The sequence below is a fragment of the Hymenobacter sp. DG25B genome (assembly GCF_000801315.1).
Lineage (GTDB): Bacteria > Bacteroidota > Bacteroidia > Cytophagales > Hymenobacteraceae > Hymenobacter.
Genome location: NZ_CP010054.1, coordinates 629,339 through 647,459, shown reverse-complemented (window position 1 = coordinate 647,459; position 18,121 = coordinate 629,339). Strand labels below are relative to the sequence as shown.

Here is an 18,121-nt window from a genome sequence, read left to right as displayed (position 1 = left end):
CATGACTGTACCAGCAGCCCCGGGTATACCGAAATTGCGCCGCAAGCCGTACACTTGTAATAATTTGTTTAACCTACCCCCGTTCGGCCATCTATTGCCGCTCTCGCTATTCTAAGTATGGAACCAACTGACCACCTGCTGGCCGAAGCCCGCCGTTATGGCTACATCCAGGGCGACCAGGTGTGGCTGCACCCGTTCATGAACCTGCCCGCCCGGCAGGTAGGACAGGTAAAAGAATCGGAGGAGGCGTCTTTGGCGTACTTCGCCCAACGTTTCGAAGCCTTCCGCACCAAAGTAGACGACCTGCTCCACAAAATGGAGGAGGCCGAGAATAAAGGCTCCTTCCTGATGAAAGCCCTGCACCTGAAAGAGCAGGTAGCCTCTTACGACGGCCTGGGCGACTTTGAGAGCCTGCACCGCCGCCTGACCGATGCTGAGGAGAACATCAAGGTACTGGTAGCCCGCAACCGCGAGAAAAACCTCTCCACCAAGATCAATCTGATTAAGGAAGTAGAGGCGCTGCACGATACCGTAGACTGGCAGGGCGCCGCCGACACCATCAAGGAGCTACGCCAGGCCTGGATTAAGACCGGCCCCGTGGAGAAACAGCTTATTGAGGAACTGGACGCCCGCTTTCATGATGCCGTAGAGGGTTTCTTTGCCAAGCGCAAGCAGTTTCAGGCCGAGAAAAAGGCCATGACCAACCGCGTTTACGATAAGTATAAAGAGCTGATTCATAAGTCGGAGGCCCTTAAGAACTCCACGGAGTTTGAGGAAACTACCCGCAAGCTCAAACAGCTGCAGCAGGACTGGAAAGAAGTAGATGGCTCCTTGCCCCGCAAGCAGGCCAATGAGCTCTGGACGCGCTTCCGGGCGGCGCACAATCACTTCTTTGAGCGCCTGAAGGAGCATATTAACACCAAACGCCCTGAGGCCACTACGGGCGGCAACGGCAGCAGCGCCGATGAAAACCTGAACCGTAAGCGGGCCTTGGTAGGGGAAGCCGTGGCCTTGCTGGAGCGCCCCATGGGCGAGGCCGTAGCCCGCGCCAAAGAGCTGCAGGCCGCCTGGAAAAAGGTGGGCCCCGTGCGCGGCGAAGAATCGGATAGGGTATGGGAGCAGTTTCTGGCCGCCTGCGACAAAGTATTTGAGCTGAGTGCCCTGGAGCACTTTGTGCGCAAGCGCCAGGCCAACGGCCTGGATACCAGCAGCACGCCCGAAGAGCAATACAATGTGCGCGTACAGGCCCTGCGCGACTTTATTAAGTACGACCGCCAGGAACAGGAAGTGCTGGAAGAAAACCTGGGCAAGCTCAGCGACACGCCCGGCAACGAAGCGTTCCGCACCATGCTGCAGGGAAAAATCCGCACGTTTGAGCGAAAAATTCGCACCAAGAATGAGCTAATTGAACTTCTGCGCCAGCGTTTGGTTGCGTAGTTCAACCTTGCACACTATTTTACGTTGTGCTCGTTGAGTAATCTACCGCTGTTATTGGGTTATTTCCTGAGCAGTAGTTAGTTTTTAACTGACGAACACCTACTTTTGCCAACCTTTTTTCTGTAGCAACACACGACTATGTACTGGACGCTGGAATTGGCTTCGTATCTGGAAGATGCCCCCTGGCCCGCCACCAAGGACGAATTGATTGACTATTCTATCCGCTCGGGCGCTCCGATGGAGGTTGTAGAAAACCTGCAGGCTCTGGAAGACGATGGTCAGCCTTACGAGAACATTGAAGAAGTTTGGCCGGACTACCCGACCAAGGAAGACTTCATGTTCAACGAAGACGAGTATTAATTGCTGCGGGTGAGGGTTTGACGAACACCTGCCGACTGGCTTTGCTTTGTTGAACAACCAACCACTCATCCACAACAACACACCATCTGCCACGCTGCGCGTGGAAAATCTGGTTGCGGGGTATGCACAGCGCGTGCTACTCCGCAACCTTTTTTTGTATGTGCCTGAGCCCGCCTTCGTAGCCATCATCGGGCACAACGGCTGCGGCAAAACCACCTTGTTCCGGGCCCTGACGGGGCAAATACCCTACGAGGGCACCGTACACGTAGCTGGCCACGACCTGCGCACCATTCGCCGGCCGGCGGCAGAAGGCTTACTGGCCCACCTGCCCCAGCGCAGCTCCGTTTCGTTTCCTATTGCGGTGCGCGAGCTAGTGGTCATGGGCCGCTACCGTCACCACCGCTTCCTGAGCAGCTACTCCCCCACCGACTACGCCCTGGCCGAGCAGGCCCTGGCCCGCGTAGGCGCCGCCCACCTCCTGCCCCGCGACTTTACCCAGCTCAGCGGCGGCGAGCAGCAGCTGGTGTGGTTAGCCCAGCTCAGCCTGCAGGATGCCGGCCTGTACCTCTTGGATGAGCCCACCCAACAGCTGGACGTGTACTACCGCCGCCGGGTATTTGACTTGCTAGCGAGCTGGGTGCAGCAAGAAGGCAAAACCATCCTTTGCATCACCCACGATCTGGATAACCTTGCCGCCCTGCCCGGTTATCTGCTAAATCTGTCCCGCCCTCAGCCCCGGTTGCTGCCCCTATCGGCAGCAGCCGTGCAAACCGAGCGGGCTTATTTGGAGAGTGAAGAGAGCCTGGAAGTAAGACCATAGGCTTCCTGATAACTTCCCCAATAATCTTTTGTCATCCTGAGCTTGCGAAGGACCTTTTCACGCTAGCACGAGCCGTTGTTACGCTTGGCGTTCAGCCGTGAGAAGGTCCTTCGCAAAGCTCAGGATGACAGATAGATCTTAGATAATTTACTTATCTGATTTACTTAGCCCCGCTGTCCCGGCTGGCCGCGCAGCACCTGCCAGATGGAGCGCAGGAAGGGCCACGGCGATACCGAATTCATTACCTGCAGGTTCTGCCAGGGCGTGGTGCGCTCATCCAGAAAATCAAAGATGCGCTCCACCGGGTTGCGCTGAAACAGCTGCGCGAAGATGTCGCGGGTTTTTTCGCCGCGGCGCTGCATGGCATCCAGTAGCAGGGTATCGAAGAGCCGGAACTGCCATTGGTCGCCGGTGGGGTCCTGGGGAGGGTGGCTGGTAGTGGCCAGCGCCGCCACCAGCCGCGCCGACTGCTGCTGAATGCGCTTAAACGCATAGCCGGTGCTGGGCTTGGCGCGGCCGCCCCGGGTACCAATGTTGATGATATGTGGACTCTGCACGGCCGGGAGCGGGTGGTCCGTCATGGGTATAGCGCCTACTTCCTCAGCTTCTATCCGATACTTTTCCACGCCCAGCGTGTGCAGATACGCTTTGATTTCGGCTTCATACTGCACTTTGGGCAGTATTTTCGCTGAAAACAGGGTGTACTCTACCAGGGCCCGGCGCTTACTGAAGGGCAGCACGTACATAAACCGCGCTTCCTGCTGCTGCGCCCCGCGGAAGTCCATAAACTCCACCGTGGCCGGATCAAAGGCGTCCTGTTCGGTTTCTACTTCCCAGCCCACAAAGTGCTGCAGGAGGTAACGATGCTTATGGGGCCGTTTTTGCAGCTGTGGGGGGCGGCTATCGAAGGCGTAGCGCGCGGAGAAGGTGCCGGCACTGGTATGCGCTACCACGCCGCCTGCGGCTTCTTCCAGCCGCTCTACTGTGCCGGTTACCCACGTTACCTGCGGGGCCGCGGCCACGGCGGCCTTCACGAAGCGGTAGAAGTCCAGCCCCCGAATCATTTTGTAGCGGTGCCGCTGCAAGGGGAATACCTGCTCAAACCCGGGGCTGCGGAAGGCCAGCTGGGCCCATTCGTGGGCCACTACGTCATCAAAAAGCGTGGGGGCATCGGCCCAGAACGACCAGGTTCGGTCGTTTTGGTCTTTGCGCTCGGGCTCAATCAGAAGAATCCTCTTGTCAGCTAGCCGGGGCTCCTGCAGCAGGTGGTAGAGCAGGCTCAGGCCGGCTGCGCCACCGCCTGCCAGCAGGTAATCATAGGAAGCAGATGGCGCAGATTCTTTGGCTTGCACGGAGTTTAGCAGAAGTAAGACAGCCGCAAGGTATACATGAAAAAAGCCGCTCCCGAAGAAGCGGCTTTTTGCAAGGCAGCTACCCGGGCCGTTAGAAGTTTGGCGAGAGCAGGTAGCGGCTGTAGAATTCGTCGATGATTTTCACCGCCGATTCGGCATCGTCCACAATCTGCACCAAGTGCATGTCTTCGGCGGAGATGTTGCTTTCCTCGTGCAGCATCACGTCCTCAATCCACTTAAACAAGCCATTCCAGTAAGCCGAACCCACCAAAACAATGGGGAAGCGGCCAATTTTCTTGGTTTGGATGAGAGTAATGGCTTCAAACAGCTCGTCCAGGGTGCCAAAGCCGCCGGGCATGCCAATAAAGCCCTGCGCGTACTTCACAAACATCACCTTGCGCACGAAGAAGTAATCGAAGTTGATAACCTTATCGGGGTCGATGTAGATGTTGTGGAACTGCTCGAAGGGCAGCTCAATGTTGAGGCCCACGGAGCGGCCACCCTCGGAGCGGGCGCCTTTGTTGCCGGCTTCCATAATGCCGGGGCCACCACCCGTGATAACGCCGTAGCCGTGGCGCACCAGCTTGGCCGCAATTTCCTCGGCCATCTGATAGTAAGGGTTATCGGGCTTGGTGCGCGCCGAGCCGAAGATAGATACGCACGGGCCGATTTTGGTCATCTTCTCGAAGCCCTCCACGAACTCGGCCATCACCTTGAAGATCTGCCAAGAGTCGGCAATCTTAATTTCGTTCCAGTCTTTGTCGACGAAGGCTTTACGGATGCGCTGCTCGTCGTCGAGTTGTACGGTACGGGCACCGTGCGTTTGCTCGCGCAGCTCGCTGATGCTGGTTACCTTATTATCGTTGATGTTAGGCTGGCTGATGGTTTGTCCGCTGCCGGCATTCAGGGCTTCGTCGGAGAGTTTGGTCTTGCTGGTTTTCTTAAGTTTCGTCATGCTCGCTCGGCGTAAAAAACGGCCTTAAAACGGGCCGTTGGGGAATATAAAGGGTGGGTTTGGCAAAAAAAAGACGCCCTGCGCAAAGCAGGGCGACCCAAAGTACGGACCCGCAATTTAACGATTTGTCACCATCCGGCCTACTGCCGTTACCTTTTCGTTACCAGCGGGGCTACTTGGCCCGGATGGCCAGCACGGGGTCCAGATTGGCAGCCAGCACCGCCGGAACAATACCGGCCAGCATGCCAATTACCACGGATATGGTGAGGCCCAGGGTAATGTTGCCGGCCGAGAGAAACAGCGGCATAGCATCCTGCGGAATCAGGGTAATCAGCCACACCAGCAGAATGCCGGCGGCGCCGCCAATCAGGCACAGGAAAACGGCTTCAAACAGAAACTGAAACAGGATAAAGTAGTTTTTGGCCCCCAGCGACTTTTGAATACCGATGATATTGGTGCGCTCTTTTACCGATACAAACATGATGTTGGCAATGCCAAAACCGCCCACCAGAATGGCAAAGGAGCCGATAACGGCCCCGGCAATGCCAATAACGGAAAAGAGGGAGGTAATGGCGTTGGCCAGCATTTCGGGGCGGTTCAGGGCAAAGTTGTCTTCCTCCTTGGGCTTCAGGCCTCGGATGTTGCGCATGGTTCCCTGCAGCTCGGCCTCCAGGTCCAGCAGCCCGGTATCGGTATCCGTGCCTTTCACGGCAATGGTGGGCGTTACGCCACTCATGCCGCCCGTACTCAGGGCAAACATTTTGCTGAAGGCCCCGAAAGGAATCAGGCAATTCGTATCGTTGCTGGGGGTATCCAGCAGCTTTTTGCCTTCTTTCTGCATCACCCCAATCACCACAAACCGCAGGCCCTTGGCCTTAAACTCCTGCCCCACGGCCGAGCGGCCGGGAAACAAGCCGGTAGCAATATCATAGCCAATGATGGCGACCGGGCGCGCCGCCTCAATTTCCTGAGCCGTGAAATAGCGCCCTTCTGTAATCGGCACATCCGATACCACCCGATAGGCATAGCTCACGCCCTGCAGGGCACAGTCTGCGAGGCTGTTATTGCCGGCTTTGAGCGTGTTGCCGCCAGTGGCGGCGAAGATGGCCACCCCTTTATTGTTGCTGCTGAGGGTTTCTTCCAGCAGGCGGTATTCGCGCACCGTAGGCACCGGCCGGTTGAAGTATTTCCACCAGGGGTAATTTCCGCCGAAAGCCCAGGGCCACTTGGCCACGTAAATCACCTTGTCGCCCACAAAGCTCATGCTCTGGCGCACGTTGGCCTCCAGGGAATCCACCACGGCAAACACGGCAATAATGGCGAAGATGCCCACCGTGACGCCCAGCAAGGACAAAATGGTGCGCAACAGGTTTGACTTCAATGCCTGCCATGCAAACCGGAAGCTCTCAAGAGTCAGACGCAGGGCTTTCATAGGGAGCGAGGTTGAGGGCGGAGCCCAATACGGGCAATTACCAGATTTCGGCCGGAAAGTAACAATTAATCCAGCCATTGTACGTACTTTCGTGCCCTCAAATTTTTCGTTAGGTTCCCCTACTATTGCCCTTTCTGGCCCATGAAACTATCCGAGTTCAAATTTGACCTGCCCGAAAATCTGGTAGCACAGCACCCCGCCAAAACGCGTGACGAATCTCGGCTGATGGTTTTGCACCGTGATAGTGGCAAAATTGAGCACCGGGTGTTCAAAGACATCATTGAATACTTCGACGAAGGCGACGTATTTGTGGTCAATGACACGAAAGTGTTTCCGGCTCGTCTCTACGGCAACAAGGAAAAGACCGGCGCCAAGATTGAAGTATTCCTGCTGCGTGAGCTGAACAAGGAAATTCACCTGTGGGATGTGCTGGTAGACCCGGCCCGTAAAATCCGGGTGGGCAACAAGCTCTACTTCGGCGAGTCGGACATGGTGGCGGAAGTTATTGACAACACCACCTCGCGCGGCCGCACCATCAAGTTCCTGTTTGATGGTACCGACGAGGAGTTTTACAAAGCCCTGCACGATTTAGGCGAAACGCCCCTCCCCCGGGAGTCCATCACCCGCGAGGCCGAGCCAGCCGATAAAGAGCGTTACCAGACCATTTACGCCAAGCACACGGGTGCCGTGGCCGCGCCCTCGGCCGGTCTGCACTTCACCCGCGAGGTAATGAAGCGCCTGGAAATTAAAGGCGTAGAGGTAGCGGCGGTTACCATGCACGTAGGTCTGGGCACGTTCCGGGCCGTGGATGTGGAAGACCTGACCAAGCATAAAATGGACTCGGAGAACTTTGTAGTTCCCTCCGAAACGGCGGCCATCGTAAACCGCGCCCTGGACCGCAAAAAGCGGGTGTGTGCCGTGGGCACCACCTCTATGCGGGCTATGGAGTCGTCGGTATCGGCCAATTCCCGCCTGAAGGCGACGGAGGGTTGGACGGACAAGTTTATCTTCCCTCCGTACGATTTTAAAATTGCCAACTGCCTGCTAACCAACTTCCATACTCCGGAAAGCACGCTGATGATGCTGGCCGCCGCCTTTGCCGGCTACGACCTGCTCATTGAGGCGTATCAAACGGCTATCAAAGAGAAATACAAGTTCTTCAGCTACGGCGACGCCATGCTGATTCTGTAGTCTCTTAATTGGACTAATACTGAAAGCCCGGTTGCCCACGCAGCCGGGCTTTTTGTTTAAAGCAGCTAATAGCTCAGCGGCCCGATGGCATACTAACTTGCCCGGTTACCAGCAGCTCACCCACCTGCAGGCGCTTAATGGTTAGATGCTCTACTTCCACGTGCCCCAGCCGGGATGCGCGCACCGACAGGCGACGTACCGCCAGCCGGCCAATAGCCAGCGCCCCAATGGCTACAGCCCCAAACGCCATGGCGCCCAGGGCCAGAGCGCCCATACTGCGGGCCCCAATGGCCTCTACCCCGGTGGCCCGGGCGCCAATGGCCAGCGCGCTGATAGTCTGGGGCGGAATAACTTCGGCACAGGACGTGGAAGCAGGAAGGACCTGAGAAGAGGAAGCGGAGGGGCTGGCGGGAGTAGTCATAGCATAGCAGGATAAAAGCGGAGGCAGATCAGGCCCGAAAACCGGCCCATAGTCAGGCAGCGCGCCGGGGCAGGTGGCCTTACCGAATATACGCTATTTTTGGGCGTGGCCCGGGCCGCGGCTGGTACCAGCCAACGTCTTTTTTTTAGCTTTTTATGCCTCTTCCCCGCTTTGCTATTATCGTTGCCGGCGGCAGCGGCACGCGCATGGGCGCCGACCGCCCCAAGCAGTTTCTAAGCCTGCTGGGCGAGCCGGTGCTGCTGCATACCCTGCGCCGCTTCGCCGACCCCGCTCTGCAGGTGCAGCGCATTGTGCTGGTGCTTCCTACCGATGCCTTTGCCGCCTGGCAGCTTCTCTGTGATGAACATGGCGTACAGATTCCGCATACCGTAGTAGCCGGCGGAGCCTCGCGCTGGGCATCCGTACGCCGGGGCCTGGCCGAGTTGGCCGCCAGCGCCACGGAGGGAGTGGTGGCGGTGCATGATGGCGTGCGGCCGCTCACGTCGTTTGCCGTCATTCATAACACCTATGCAGCCGCGGAAGAACACGGGGCCGCCGTGGCGGCCGTGGTACCCAAAGACTCCGTGCGCGGCTTATCCCAGAATGGCTCCTATGCCCTGGACCGCTCCCGGTTGCGCCTGGTACAAACCCCGCAATGCTTTGAGCTCCAGCTGCTGCAGCGCGCTTACCAGCTGCCCGAGCTACCCACCTTCACGGATGATGCCAGCGTGGTGGAAGATCTGCACCCCATCCGGCTGGTGGAAGGCGACTACCGCAACCTGAAGATTACCACCCCGGAAGACCTGCTGGTAGCGGAAACCTTCCTGCGCGCCGCCAGACACCCCGCTGCCTGACCTCCAGGCGCAATATTTCCGCTGATCCGGTTACTTTGCCAGCCCATTCCTTCTCAACCGCTCTTCATCCATGGAAGCCCCCCAGCCTACTTATACCTGCCTGCTCTACGAGGTACGCCCCGACGGCGTAGCCACCATCACCCTCAACCGCCCCGACGTATTCAATGCCTTCAACGACCCGCAGAGCTATGAGCTGCAGGATGCGCTCAAGCAGGTAACCCGGGATGCGCGGGTGCGCGTGGTTGTTTTAACGGGTGCCGGCCGGGCCTTCTGCTCAGGGCAGGATCTGAAGGGTGCCAGCAACGGGGAGAAACGCTCGTTCTACGACTCCCTGCACAAGCGCTACAACCCCATTATCCGGGCCATGCGGGCGCTGCCCAAGCCCATTATCTGCCGCCTGAACGGGGTGGCGGCCGGCGCGGGCTGCTCCCTGGCGCTGGCCTGTGACGCCATTGTGGCTTCCACGGATGCCTCGCTGATTGAGGTATTCATCAATATCGGTCTGGTGCCTGATTCGGGCTCCTCCTGGTTTCTGCCCCGGCTGGTGGGCACGCTGAAGGCTTTTGAGCTGTGTACGCTGGGCAGCAAAGTACCCGCGGAGGAAGCCCTGCGCCTGGGCCTGGTAAACCAGGTAGTAGCGCCCGAGCAGCTGGACGAGGCCACCTACTCGCTGGCCGCCCGCTACGCCGCGGCTCCTACCAAAGCCATTGGCCTGATTAAACAGATGCTGAACAAAGCCGGGGCGGCTACCCTGGATGACATGCTGGACTACGAAGCCCACTGCCAGCAGATTGCCGGCGAATCGGCCGATTACCAGGAAGGCGTGCAGGCCTTCGCCGAAAAGCGCAAGCCCATTTTCAAAGGCGAGTAAGCAGCCACGTGGTTTGCCTATAAAAAAGGCCCGGCGCAGGAATGCGTCGGGCCTTTTTACGCTATAATGGATGCTTAGCGGAGGTTGATCAGGCGGGTTTTGCCATCGATGGTGACGGAGGCAATATTGTCGCAGGCCTGAGTGCCGGTGGGGTCGTAGTTGAGCAGCAGGCTTCGGTTCTTGTAGTTGGTGATGGTGATAGTGCCGGCCACAAAATGCCGGGCGCAGCCCCGGCGCAATACTTTCACCAGCGGCTGCTCAATCTGGGCGGTATAAGCCACGCCCTGGCGGTTTACGCCGGCTGCTTTCCCGGTTACTTTGTATTCATCATCGAACACGGTGCGGGTGCCAAAGCCGGCGGTGCGGGTATAGGTGCGCTCGGAGTTCCAGGAGGCCGTGCCACGGGGCGTGGTGACGCTGGCATCCTGCACCAGCAGGCTGTAGGAGCCGTTTTCCAGGGTAGTGATGATACGCGTGCCGGTATGGTGCCGGTCGTTCACATAGTAGTCAACCAGGGAAATGGTGGCGGAGGCACCGGGCTGCCGCCGCTCGCCCTGAAACACGACCACAATTTTTCCGCGCCGGGCTACGCCGCGGGCATCGAGGCAGTTGGTGGGGCCAAAATCCAAGGTAAGGGTGTGGGTAGCGGCGTCGTAGGTGCGGGTGGCGCAGTCGGGCAGAATCAGGCGCAGGTCGTCGGGGGCTACGGCTGGGCTGCCGGAGGTGGTTAAGTCGGCGGGCTCCGCGGCGGCCGTCAGGTCGCTCATGGTCACATTTTCCTCTTCTACCGTAGCGTAATCCTCAGCGGAGGCCGTGCGGTCGGGGCTCAGCTCATCACTTTCTTTGTTACAGCCCGCCAGGAGCAGGCAGGCGGCGGCCAGGGCCGAAAAGCACACGGAACGAACGGTGGAGGCGTACATGTTATGGAAAGTTTTATTGGTGGAAGAAAAGGTTTTGCGGCTTAGAAAACGGAATATTCAAAAGGTTTAATCTAAGTCGAAATTTTTCATTTTGCACTTTTCAGTCTTTCGATTTCTCTTTCGAAAGAACACGGGGTGCGCAGGTTCGTATAGAGGGCTATGTCTCAACGCCCTTCCCTCCTTCCGTGGCCGTTTCTTGGCCGGGTACTCCTCCCCGCCGCGCTGCTTCTGCAAACGGCGGCCTGCTCGCCCGATGCCAGCCAGAAAGACCCCGTAGCCCAAGCCAAATTCGAAAATGAGCGCCGCATCAGCAGTGAAGACGTCACCAAAAAACAGGAGCGCGACGCCGAGTTTATGGTGAACACCGCCGTGGCCAGCCAGCTCACCGTACAGCTTAGCCAGCTGGCTCAGCAAAAAGCGGCGCTGCCCGCCGTGCGCGCCCTGGCCGGCACCCTGCAAAAAGACCACACTACCCTCAATCAGGCGCTGCGGGAGCTGGCGCAGCAGAAAAGCATTGTGCTGCCCACCGGCCTGGGCACCGACCAGCAGAAGCGCTACCGCGAGTTTGGCAGCTACAGCGGCGGCAGCTTCGACAGAGAATATATTGGCCAGCTTACCGACAGCTATAAGCAGCTGGCCGAAGCTTTTGACGACATGCGCGAGGACGCCTACGACGGCGACATCCGCGGCTTTGCGGCCAATTACCTGCCCATTATTCAGCAGCACCTCACGCAACTGAAAGACCTCGAAGATCAGACTGAAGATCTGAAATAACCCTCCCTGCTTCTTTTCCTTTTCCGACTTTTAAAACACCCTCCTGTGTATGAAAAAGGCTTTTTTTGCATACCTGCCCCTGCTGGTGGTCCTCACGCTGAGTACCGGCTGCAATACCGATAAGCGCACCGATGGCACCGCCGGCGAAGTGGTGAGTGACATGGACAAAGCAGCCGATGAAGGGGGTGTGCAGGCGGATGCCACCGTTATTGATAACAATGCTGGCCCCACCGTAACCGCTGATGCCGACTCGATGGCCGCTGCTATGGATACAGCAGCCACCCGCTAGTTGGCTATTCTTATTCTTTAACCTTTAATATTACTACCCATGAAAACTTCCCTATATGGCGTGCTTTGCGCCACTCTGCTGCTGGCAGGCAGTGGCTGCAACTCCAAGCAGGACGCCGTGGAAAACGCCCAAGAAGTAAACGAAGCCAGGAACGACAGCGCGACAGCTTCTGCCGGCACCGGCCAAATGGAGGAAAAAAAAGATTTCGATTCCGAGTTTATGACCAAAGCGGCCAGCGGCGGCATGATGGAGGTAGAGCTGGGCAAAGCCGTAGCAGCCAAAGCCACCACCTCCGAGGCCAAGCAGTTTGCCAACATGATGGTGACCGACCACACCAAAGCCAATACCGAGCTGAAGGCGCTGGCTGCCAGGAAGAACATTATGCTGCCCGCCACCATGGGCGAAGACCATCAGGAAGTGTATAAAGACGTAACCGGGAAAACGGGCATCAACATGGACAAGGAGTACCTGCGGGAAATGGTGCAGGACCATGAGGAAGACGTGAAGGAGTTCATTGAGGCATCCGAAAAAGCAATGGATCCTGATATTAAGGCATTTGCCAAAAAAACCACACCCGTGCTGCAGGGCCACCTGGAACAAGCCCAGAAAATGCTGGCGGCCGTGAAAGATCGGAAATAGCTGCCTGCACGTTGTATAATAAAAAAAGCCTCTGTACTTATTACAGAGGCTTTTTTATTAGGCGGCCGGGGCTTCTTCCTCGGCGTATTTACTGGTTTTCAGCTCCTCGGCCAGGAAGCGGGCCGTGTAGCCCTTCTTGCTCTTGGCCACTTGCTCCGGCGTACCCTGCGCCACAATAGTGCCGCCGCCCGCACCGCCTTCCGGCCCGATGTCAATAACGTGGTCGGCCACTTTAATGAGGTCCAGGTTGTGCTCGATGATGAGCACGGTGTTACCCTTGTCGGCCAGCTTCTGCAGCACCACGGCCAGGTGGTTGATGTCCTCGAAGTGCAGGCCGGTGGTGGGCTCGTCCAGGATATAGAACGTTTTGCCGGTGTCCTTTTTGCTGAGCTCCGTGGCCAGCTTCACGCGCTGCGCTTCGCCACCGGAAAGCGTGGTGGCCTGCTGGCCCAGCGTGAGGTAGCCGAGGCCTACTTCATTCAGAGTTTTGATTTTGCGCAGGATGCGGGGCTGAAACTCAAAGAACTCCACGGCCTTTTCCACCGTCATGTCCAGCACATCGGTAATGGACTTACCTTTAAAGCGCACTTCCAGCGTTTCACGGTTGTAGCGGCGGCCTTTGCAGGTTTCGCAGGGCACGTGCACATCGGGCAGGAAATTCATTTCGATGGTGCGCATACCGGCCCCCTCGCAGGTTTCGCAGCGTCCGCCCTTCACGTTGAAGGAGAAGCGCCCCGGCCCATAGCCCCGGATTTTGGCTTCCGGCAGCGAGGAATACAGCTGGCGGATTTCGGTGAACACACCCGTGTAGGTAGCCGGATTGGAGCGCGGCGTGCGCCCAATCGGCGACTGGTCCACTTCAATCACCTTATCAATCAAATCCAGGCCTTCAATGCTGCCGTAAGCCAGCGGCTCGCGCTTGGCATTAAAGAAATGCTGGTTGAGAATGGGGTATAGGGTATCATGAATCAAGGAGGACTTGCCGGAGCCCGAAACCCCCGTTACAGCAATGAACTTACCTAGTGGGAATTTCGCTGTTACGTTTTTCAGGTTGTGGCCTTTGGCGCCTTTCAGCACCAGTTCGCCGCCGTCGCCGGCGCGCTTGGTTTTGCGCAGCTCAATGTGCTTCTGGCCGCTGAGGTATTGGGAGGTGAGCGAGCCACTGGAGAAGATTTCCTTCGGAGTGCCTTCGGCCACAATATGCCCGCCGTGAATGCCCGCGCCCGGACCAATGTCCAGCACATGGTCGGCGTGCATAATCATATCCTTGTCGTGCTCCACCACAATCACGGAGTTGCCCAGGTCCCGCAGGTGCTGCAGGGCTTTGATGAGGCGCTCGTTGTCGCGCTGGTGCAGGCCAATGCTGGGCTCGTCCATAATGTAGAGCACGCCCACCAGCTGGGTGCCGATTTGCGTAGCCAGGCGAATGCGCTGCGACTCGCCGCCCGAGAGCGTGCGCACGGAGCGGTGCAGGTCCAAGTAATCCAGGCCCACTTCCAGCAAAAAGCCGATGCGCTTGCGGATTTCCTTCAGCAGTTCGCGAGCAATCAGGTTCTGGCGGTCGGTGAGGCGCTTTTCCAGGTCCTCAAACCACTCAGCCAACTGCTTAATGTCCATCACCGACAGCTCGCCAATGTGGTGGTCGGCAATTTTGAAGTGCAGGCTCTCCTTTTTCAGGCGGTAGCCGTGGCACTCGGGGCACTCTTTTGCCTGAGTGTACTGCTGAATCCACTCCCGGATGTTGTCCGACTCGGAATCCATTTGCCGGCGCAGGAAGGGAATAATGCCTTCAAATGGCTCCGTGTAGCCCGCTTTTTTGGGGTCGGCGTCTTCATCTTCCGGAATGCCGTGCAGCAGCCGGTCCACCAGCTCGGCCGGCAGCTTTTCGATGGAGGTGCTCAGGCTGGCTTTGTGCTTTTTGAGAATCAGGCCCAGCTGCTGGAAAATCCAGATGTCGCGGTACTCCCCCAGCGGCGCAATACCGCCGCGGCTGATGCTGAGCTTGGTATCCGGCATCACCGACTCGCGGGTGATTTCCTGCACCTCGCCCAGGCCGTTGCACACGGGGCAGGCGCCGTAGGGCGAGTTGAAGGAAAAGGTATTCGGGGCGGGGTCGTCGTAGGCAATGCCGGTGGTGGGGTCCATCAGAAAGCGCGAGAAGAACTGGGTCTTCCCGGAGTCGGGGTCCAGCACCAGCATAGTGCCTTTGCCGTGGGTTAGCGCATTCTGCACCGAGCCCGAGAGGCGGAACCGGTCTTCCTCCTTCACCGCCAGCCGGTCAATCACAATTTCGATGTCGTGGATTTTGTAGCGGTCCACCTGCATCTTGGCCGTGATGTCGAGCAACTCGCCATCTACGCGCACTTTGGTGAAGCCCAGCTTGGCAATCTGCTGGAACAGCTCGCGGTAGTGGCCTTTGCGGCCTTTTACTACCGGCGCCAGCACCACCAGCTTGCTGCCATCAAAGTGCTTGAGAATGTAGTTGATGATCTGGTCGTCTGACTGCCGGATCATCTTTTTGCCCGTGGCGTAGCTGAAGGCCTCGGCCGTGCGGGCGTAGAACAGGCGCAGGAAGTCGTAAATCTCCGTGATGGTGCCTACCGTGGAGCGGGGGTTGCGCGAGGTGGTTTTCTGCTCGATGCTGATAACCGGCGACAGGCCCTCAATCTTGTCCACATCGGGCCGCTCCAGGCCGCCCATAAAGGAGCGGGCATAGGCCGAAAACGTCTCCATGTAGCGACGCTGGCCTTCGGCGTAAATCGTATCAAACGCCAACGATGACTTGCCCGAGCCGGAAATACCGGTGAACACCACCAGCTTACCGCGCGGAATTTTGACAGTAACGTTCTTTAGGTTGTGCTCCCGCGCCCCATATACGTCAATAAACGGCGACTCTATATCGGCGGCCAGGGGGCGGGCAGCGGCATGGGCGGCCACCACGGCTTCGCTGACCTGCTCTGCCAGCGGCACCGCCTGCACGGCAGCAGTATGCTGTTCGGAGTTATCGGCTACGGCTACTGCTGTGGCAGGAGCAGCGGGTTGAGAAGCGCGTCCTTTGCGGGAGGTGGTGGAAGAAGCGGATACGGATGATTTTTTGGCCATGCAACAGCGAAGCGGATAAGTCTGCAAAGGTACGTAAAACGAACCCCGGCGGCTAGTGTGAATAGCTTATTTCCCAAGGACTTTAGCGCCTCCTGGGTTAGAAGGCTGTCAGACGTTGCCAACAGTACAGAGAGGCTCTAACAACAAACTCAACCGGATTGTGCCCGCAAATCCGGTGTTCTTTTTATGGGATGCGTACACTATCCAGATTTGGCGTTGTTCTTGCCTCATTGAACTTTGACTGTTCATCTCAACTTGCTTTTCCTATGAAGTTCTTCCCGAAAATTGCGCTTTCCGGCTTTTTCGCGCTATTCCTGCTGGGCGCAGCAGCTCCTACCCAGGCGCAGGTGAATATCAACATCAACCCACCTTCCTGGGGCCCTGCTGCACCAGCGGGCACGCGCTACTACTATGTACCAGAGTACGACGGCTACTATGACCTGCAAGACAGGCGCTACATTGTTATGCGCGACGGCCGCTGGACGCGCCTGCAGAGTCTGCGCGGTTACAATACCGCCAACTTTCACCCGGTAGTACTGGATTACCGCGGCTCACAGCCCTGGGTACTCATCCGGGAACACCGCGTGAAGTATAAAAAGCCCCATCCCCACGGCATGCCTCCCGGCCAGGCTAAGAAAATGCGTGGTAGCTACTACTCTGCCCCCGGCCGGGTGATTGTGGTAGATGACCGGGGTGGACACCCAGGCCAAGGTCCGGGCCATGGAAAAGGCCACGGCAAGGGCAAGCACTAAGCGGCCTGCGCCGCATTTCCGGCAAATAAATTAAGCCCCGTCTCCAATACCGGAGGCGGGGCTTTTGCGTACAGCCTGCTATGGCTACCGACTATCAACCCATTAACTGCTCGTTCTATGACGAGCTGGAGGCCCTGGCCACTTCCCGCCAGCGCTGCACTTTAGTGTACCGCACCGAGCCCGACACCCCACCCAGCACCTACAGCGGCGTGATTACGGACCTGTTTCTGCGCGACAAAGTGGAGTACCTGCGCCTGGAAGACGGCTTCGAAGTGCGCCTGGATAACCTGCTGGCCGTGGACGACAAAGAGCTACGGGACTATTGTTAAGGCCTGCATCAGCCCAAACTGAAAACCACAACGGCCACCTCTACTGAGGTGGCCGTTGCTGTGTAATTGTCCTGGATTTCGACTAAAACCGTAGTCTTAAAACTCCGCGCTCTTCGGGAAGCGGGGAAAGGGAATCACGTCACGGATGTTGGCCATGCCGGTCACGAACAGGATGAGGCGCTCGAAGCCCAGGCCGAAGCCTGAGTGCGGTGCGGTGCCGTATTTACGCAGCTCCAGATACCACCACAGGTCATGCTCGGGCACGTTCATTTCGGCCATGCGCTTAGTCAGCTTCTCCAGGCTTTCCTCCCGCTCCGAGCCGCCAATGATTTCACCGATGCCGGGGAAGAGCACGTCCATGGCGCGCACGGTTTTGCCGTCCTCGTTGAGCTTCATGTAGAACGCCTTGATATCCTTGGGGTAGTTGGTCAGGATAACCGGCTTCTTGAAGTGCTTCTCTACCAGGTAGCGCTCATGCTCGCTCTGCAGGTCGGTGCCCCAATCCACGGGAAATTCAAACTTCTGCTTGGCCGACTTCAGGATTTCTACTGCCTCGGTATAGTTCAGGCGCTGGAACTCATTGTCCACCACAAACTGCAGCCGCGTGAGTAGCTCCTTGTCGTACTGCTCGTTGAGAAACTTGAGGTCGTCCTGGCAGTTATCGAGGGCGTAGCGCACCAGGTAGCGGAGGAAGTCCTCAGCCAGGTCCATGTTGTCCTGCAGGTCGTTGAAGGCCACTTCGGGCTCAATCATCCAGAACTCGGCCAGGTGGCGGGCGGTGTTGGAGTTTTCGGCCCGGAACGTGGGGCCGAAGGTGTACACCTTGCCCAGGGCCAGGGCTGCAATTTCGCCTTCCAACTGGCCCGAAACCGTGAGGTTGGTTTGCTTGCCGAAGAAGTCCTGCTTGTAGTCTACGCCAGCTTTATCCTCCGTGAGGGGCGGGTTCTGGTCGGGCAGGGTGGTTACCCGGAACATTTGGCCGGCGCCTTCGGCATCGGAACCCGTGATGATGGGCGTGTGCACGTAAAAGAAGCCGTGGTTGTTGAAGTACTGGTGCACCGCAAACGCCATGGCGTGCCGAATGCGCAGCACGGCCCCAAACGTGTTAGTGCGGGGGCGCAGGTGAGCAATTTCGCGCAGGAATTCCAGCGAGTGGCCTTTCTTCTGCAAGGGGTACGTCTCGGTATCGGCTTTGCCATACACCGAAATGTCCGTGGCCTGAATTTCAACCGTCTGCCCTTTGCCCTGCGAAGCTACCAGCCGACCGCGCACCTGTACGGCGGCGCCGTTCTCTACACCATCGGCCTTTAGCTTTTCCTCCGGAAACTGCTCGGCATTGGCTACTACCTGAATCGAATTAAAGCCGGAGCCGTCGTTTATGGCAATGAACTGCACGTATTTGTTGCCACGGCGGGTGCGCACCCAGCCGCGTACCAGCACTTCGCGTTCCAGCTCTTCGCTACGGAGCAATTCCTGCACGCTGCTTCTTCGGAGGTCGGACATCGGGACTTTTTTGGTTCGGAGTTGATAACGATAAGGGGGCAAAGGTAGCGGTTTTGAAAAGCGGCCGGAAGTGAAATTATGCCTACGGCTTACCGGGCGGGCCGCCCGCCACCGTATAAA

General features: G+C 57.9%; 18 protein-coding genes. 11 read left to right on the top strand and 7 right to left on the bottom strand.

What is annotated here, in order from left to right:
- The first annotated feature begins 117 nt into the window (after positions 1 to 117).
- The 3 genes from PK28_RS02820 to PK28_RS02810 all read left to right on the top strand — a co-directional run bounded on the left by PK28_RS02820 (position 118) and on the right by PK28_RS02810 (position 2,617).
- A complete protein-coding gene (locus PK28_RS02820; protein ID WP_044511178.1) occupies positions 118 to 1,437 on the top strand; it encodes a DUF349 domain-containing protein in 1,320 nt (439 codons plus the stop codon).
- Positions 1,438 to 1,575: 138 nt separating this feature from the next.
- The gene (locus PK28_RS02815) at positions 1,576 to 1,797 is read left to right on the top strand and encodes a DUF2795 domain-containing protein (protein WP_019948259.1); all 222 of its coding nucleotides are present in this window, start codon (positions 1,576 to 1,578) and stop codon (positions 1,795 to 1,797) included.
- A gap of 49 nt (positions 1,798 to 1,846) precedes the next feature.
- Positions 1,847 to 2,617, top strand: coding sequence for an ABC transporter ATP-binding protein (locus PK28_RS02810; protein WP_231576206.1), 771 nt, complete (start codon positions 1,847 to 1,849; stop codon positions 2,615 to 2,617).
- Positions 2,618 to 2,781: 164 nt separating this feature from the next.
- Here PK28_RS02810 and PK28_RS02805 read toward each other — a convergent pair whose 3' ends face one another.
- The 3 genes from PK28_RS02805 to PK28_RS02795 all read right to left on the bottom strand — a co-directional run bounded on the left by PK28_RS02805 (position 2,782) and on the right by PK28_RS02795 (position 6,356).
- Positions 2,782 to 3,969, bottom strand: coding sequence for a lycopene cyclase family protein (locus tag PK28_RS02805; RefSeq protein ID WP_044511169.1), 1,188 nt, complete (start codon positions 3,967 to 3,969; stop codon positions 2,782 to 2,784).
- A 91-nt stretch (positions 3,970 to 4,060) separates the two neighbouring features.
- Complete coding sequence (locus PK28_RS02800) at positions 4,061 to 4,924, bottom strand: LOG family protein (protein ID WP_082016922.1); 864 nt, start codon at positions 4,922 to 4,924, stop codon at positions 4,061 to 4,063.
- 172 nt (positions 4,925 to 5,096) lie between these two features.
- Positions 5,097 to 6,356 (bottom strand): ABC transporter permease, encoded by a 1,260-nt coding sequence (locus tag PK28_RS02795; protein ID WP_044511167.1) that lies wholly within the window; start codon positions 6,354 to 6,356, stop codon positions 5,097 to 5,099.
- A 141-nt stretch (positions 6,357 to 6,497) separates the two neighbouring features.
- Here PK28_RS02795 and queA point away from each other — a divergent pair, with 141 nt between their 5' ends.
- A complete protein-coding gene (queA, locus tag PK28_RS02790; protein WP_044511165.1) occupies positions 6,498 to 7,547 on the top strand; it encodes a tRNA preQ1(34) S-adenosylmethionine ribosyltransferase-isomerase QueA in 1,050 nt (349 codons plus the stop codon).
- A 73-nt stretch (positions 7,548 to 7,620) separates the two neighbouring features.
- Here queA and PK28_RS19675 read toward each other — a convergent pair whose 3' ends face one another.
- Complete coding sequence (locus PK28_RS19675; protein ID WP_065814128.1) at positions 7,621 to 7,968, bottom strand: hypothetical protein; 348 nt, start codon at positions 7,966 to 7,968, stop codon at positions 7,621 to 7,623.
- A 155-nt stretch (positions 7,969 to 8,123) separates the two neighbouring features.
- On the opposite strand from PK28_RS19675, the gene PK28_RS02780 reads away from it, so the two are divergent.
- Both PK28_RS02780 and PK28_RS02775 read left to right on the top strand, forming a co-directional pair.
- Positions 8,124 to 8,822, top strand: a complete 699-nt coding sequence (locus PK28_RS02780; RefSeq protein WP_044511162.1) for a 2-C-methyl-D-erythritol 4-phosphate cytidylyltransferase — start codon at positions 8,124 to 8,126, stop codon at positions 8,820 to 8,822.
- Between the two features lie 70 nt (positions 8,823 to 8,892).
- Entirely contained in the window at positions 8,893 to 9,693 is an 801-nt protein-coding gene (locus PK28_RS02775; RefSeq protein ID WP_044511160.1) for an enoyl-CoA hydratase-related protein, read from the top strand.
- A gap of 74 nt (positions 9,694 to 9,767) precedes the next feature.
- Here the strand turns inward: PK28_RS02775 and PK28_RS02770 are convergent, their stop codons facing one another.
- Positions 9,768 to 10,613 carry a hypothetical protein gene (locus PK28_RS02770; RefSeq protein WP_044511158.1) on the bottom strand — a complete coding sequence of 282 codons (846 nt, stop codon included), beginning with the start codon at positions 10,611 to 10,613 and terminating at the stop codon, positions 9,768 to 9,770.
- Between the two features lie 159 nt (positions 10,614 to 10,772).
- Here PK28_RS02770 and PK28_RS02765 point away from each other — a divergent pair, with 159 nt between their 5' ends.
- From PK28_RS02765 to PK28_RS02755, 3 genes are read left to right on the top strand one after another with little or no spacing between them, the layout of a single operon-like run.
- Positions 10,773 to 11,387 (top strand): DUF4142 domain-containing protein, encoded by a 615-nt coding sequence (locus tag PK28_RS02765; protein ID WP_044511156.1) that lies wholly within the window; start codon positions 10,773 to 10,775, stop codon positions 11,385 to 11,387.
- Between the two features lie 49 nt (positions 11,388 to 11,436).
- Positions 11,437 to 11,676, top strand: coding sequence for a hypothetical protein (locus tag PK28_RS02760; RefSeq protein ID WP_044511154.1), 240 nt, complete (start codon positions 11,437 to 11,439; stop codon positions 11,674 to 11,676).
- A 39-nt stretch (positions 11,677 to 11,715) separates the two neighbouring features.
- On the top strand, positions 11,716 to 12,315 hold the full coding sequence (locus PK28_RS02755; RefSeq protein WP_044511152.1) for a DUF4142 domain-containing protein: 600 nt from the start codon (positions 11,716 to 11,718) through the stop codon (positions 12,313 to 12,315).
- A 57-nt stretch (positions 12,316 to 12,372) separates the two neighbouring features.
- Here PK28_RS02755 and uvrA read toward each other — a convergent pair whose 3' ends face one another.
- Complete coding sequence (uvrA, locus tag PK28_RS02750) at positions 12,373 to 15,417, bottom strand: excinuclease ABC subunit UvrA (protein WP_231576205.1); 3,045 nt, start codon at positions 15,415 to 15,417, stop codon at positions 12,373 to 12,375.
- Positions 15,418 to 15,683: 266 nt separating this feature from the next.
- On the opposite strand from uvrA, the gene PK28_RS02745 reads away from it, so the two are divergent.
- Positions 15,684 to 16,169 carry a hypothetical protein gene (locus PK28_RS02745; protein WP_048825483.1) on the top strand — a complete coding sequence of 162 codons (486 nt, stop codon included), beginning with the start codon at positions 15,684 to 15,686 and terminating at the stop codon, positions 16,167 to 16,169.
- 80 nt (positions 16,170 to 16,249) lie between these two features.
- Positions 16,250 to 16,498 carry a hypothetical protein gene (locus PK28_RS02740; RefSeq protein WP_044511150.1) on the top strand — a complete coding sequence of 83 codons (249 nt, stop codon included), beginning with the start codon at positions 16,250 to 16,252 and terminating at the stop codon, positions 16,496 to 16,498.
- Between the two features lie 96 nt (positions 16,499 to 16,594).
- Here PK28_RS02740 and asnS read toward each other — a convergent pair whose 3' ends face one another.
- Positions 16,595 to 18,001 (bottom strand): asparagine--tRNA ligase, encoded by a 1,407-nt coding sequence (asnS, locus tag PK28_RS02735; RefSeq protein WP_044511148.1) that lies wholly within the window; start codon positions 17,999 to 18,001, stop codon positions 16,595 to 16,597.
- Positions 18,002 to 18,121 lie beyond the last annotated feature (120 nt).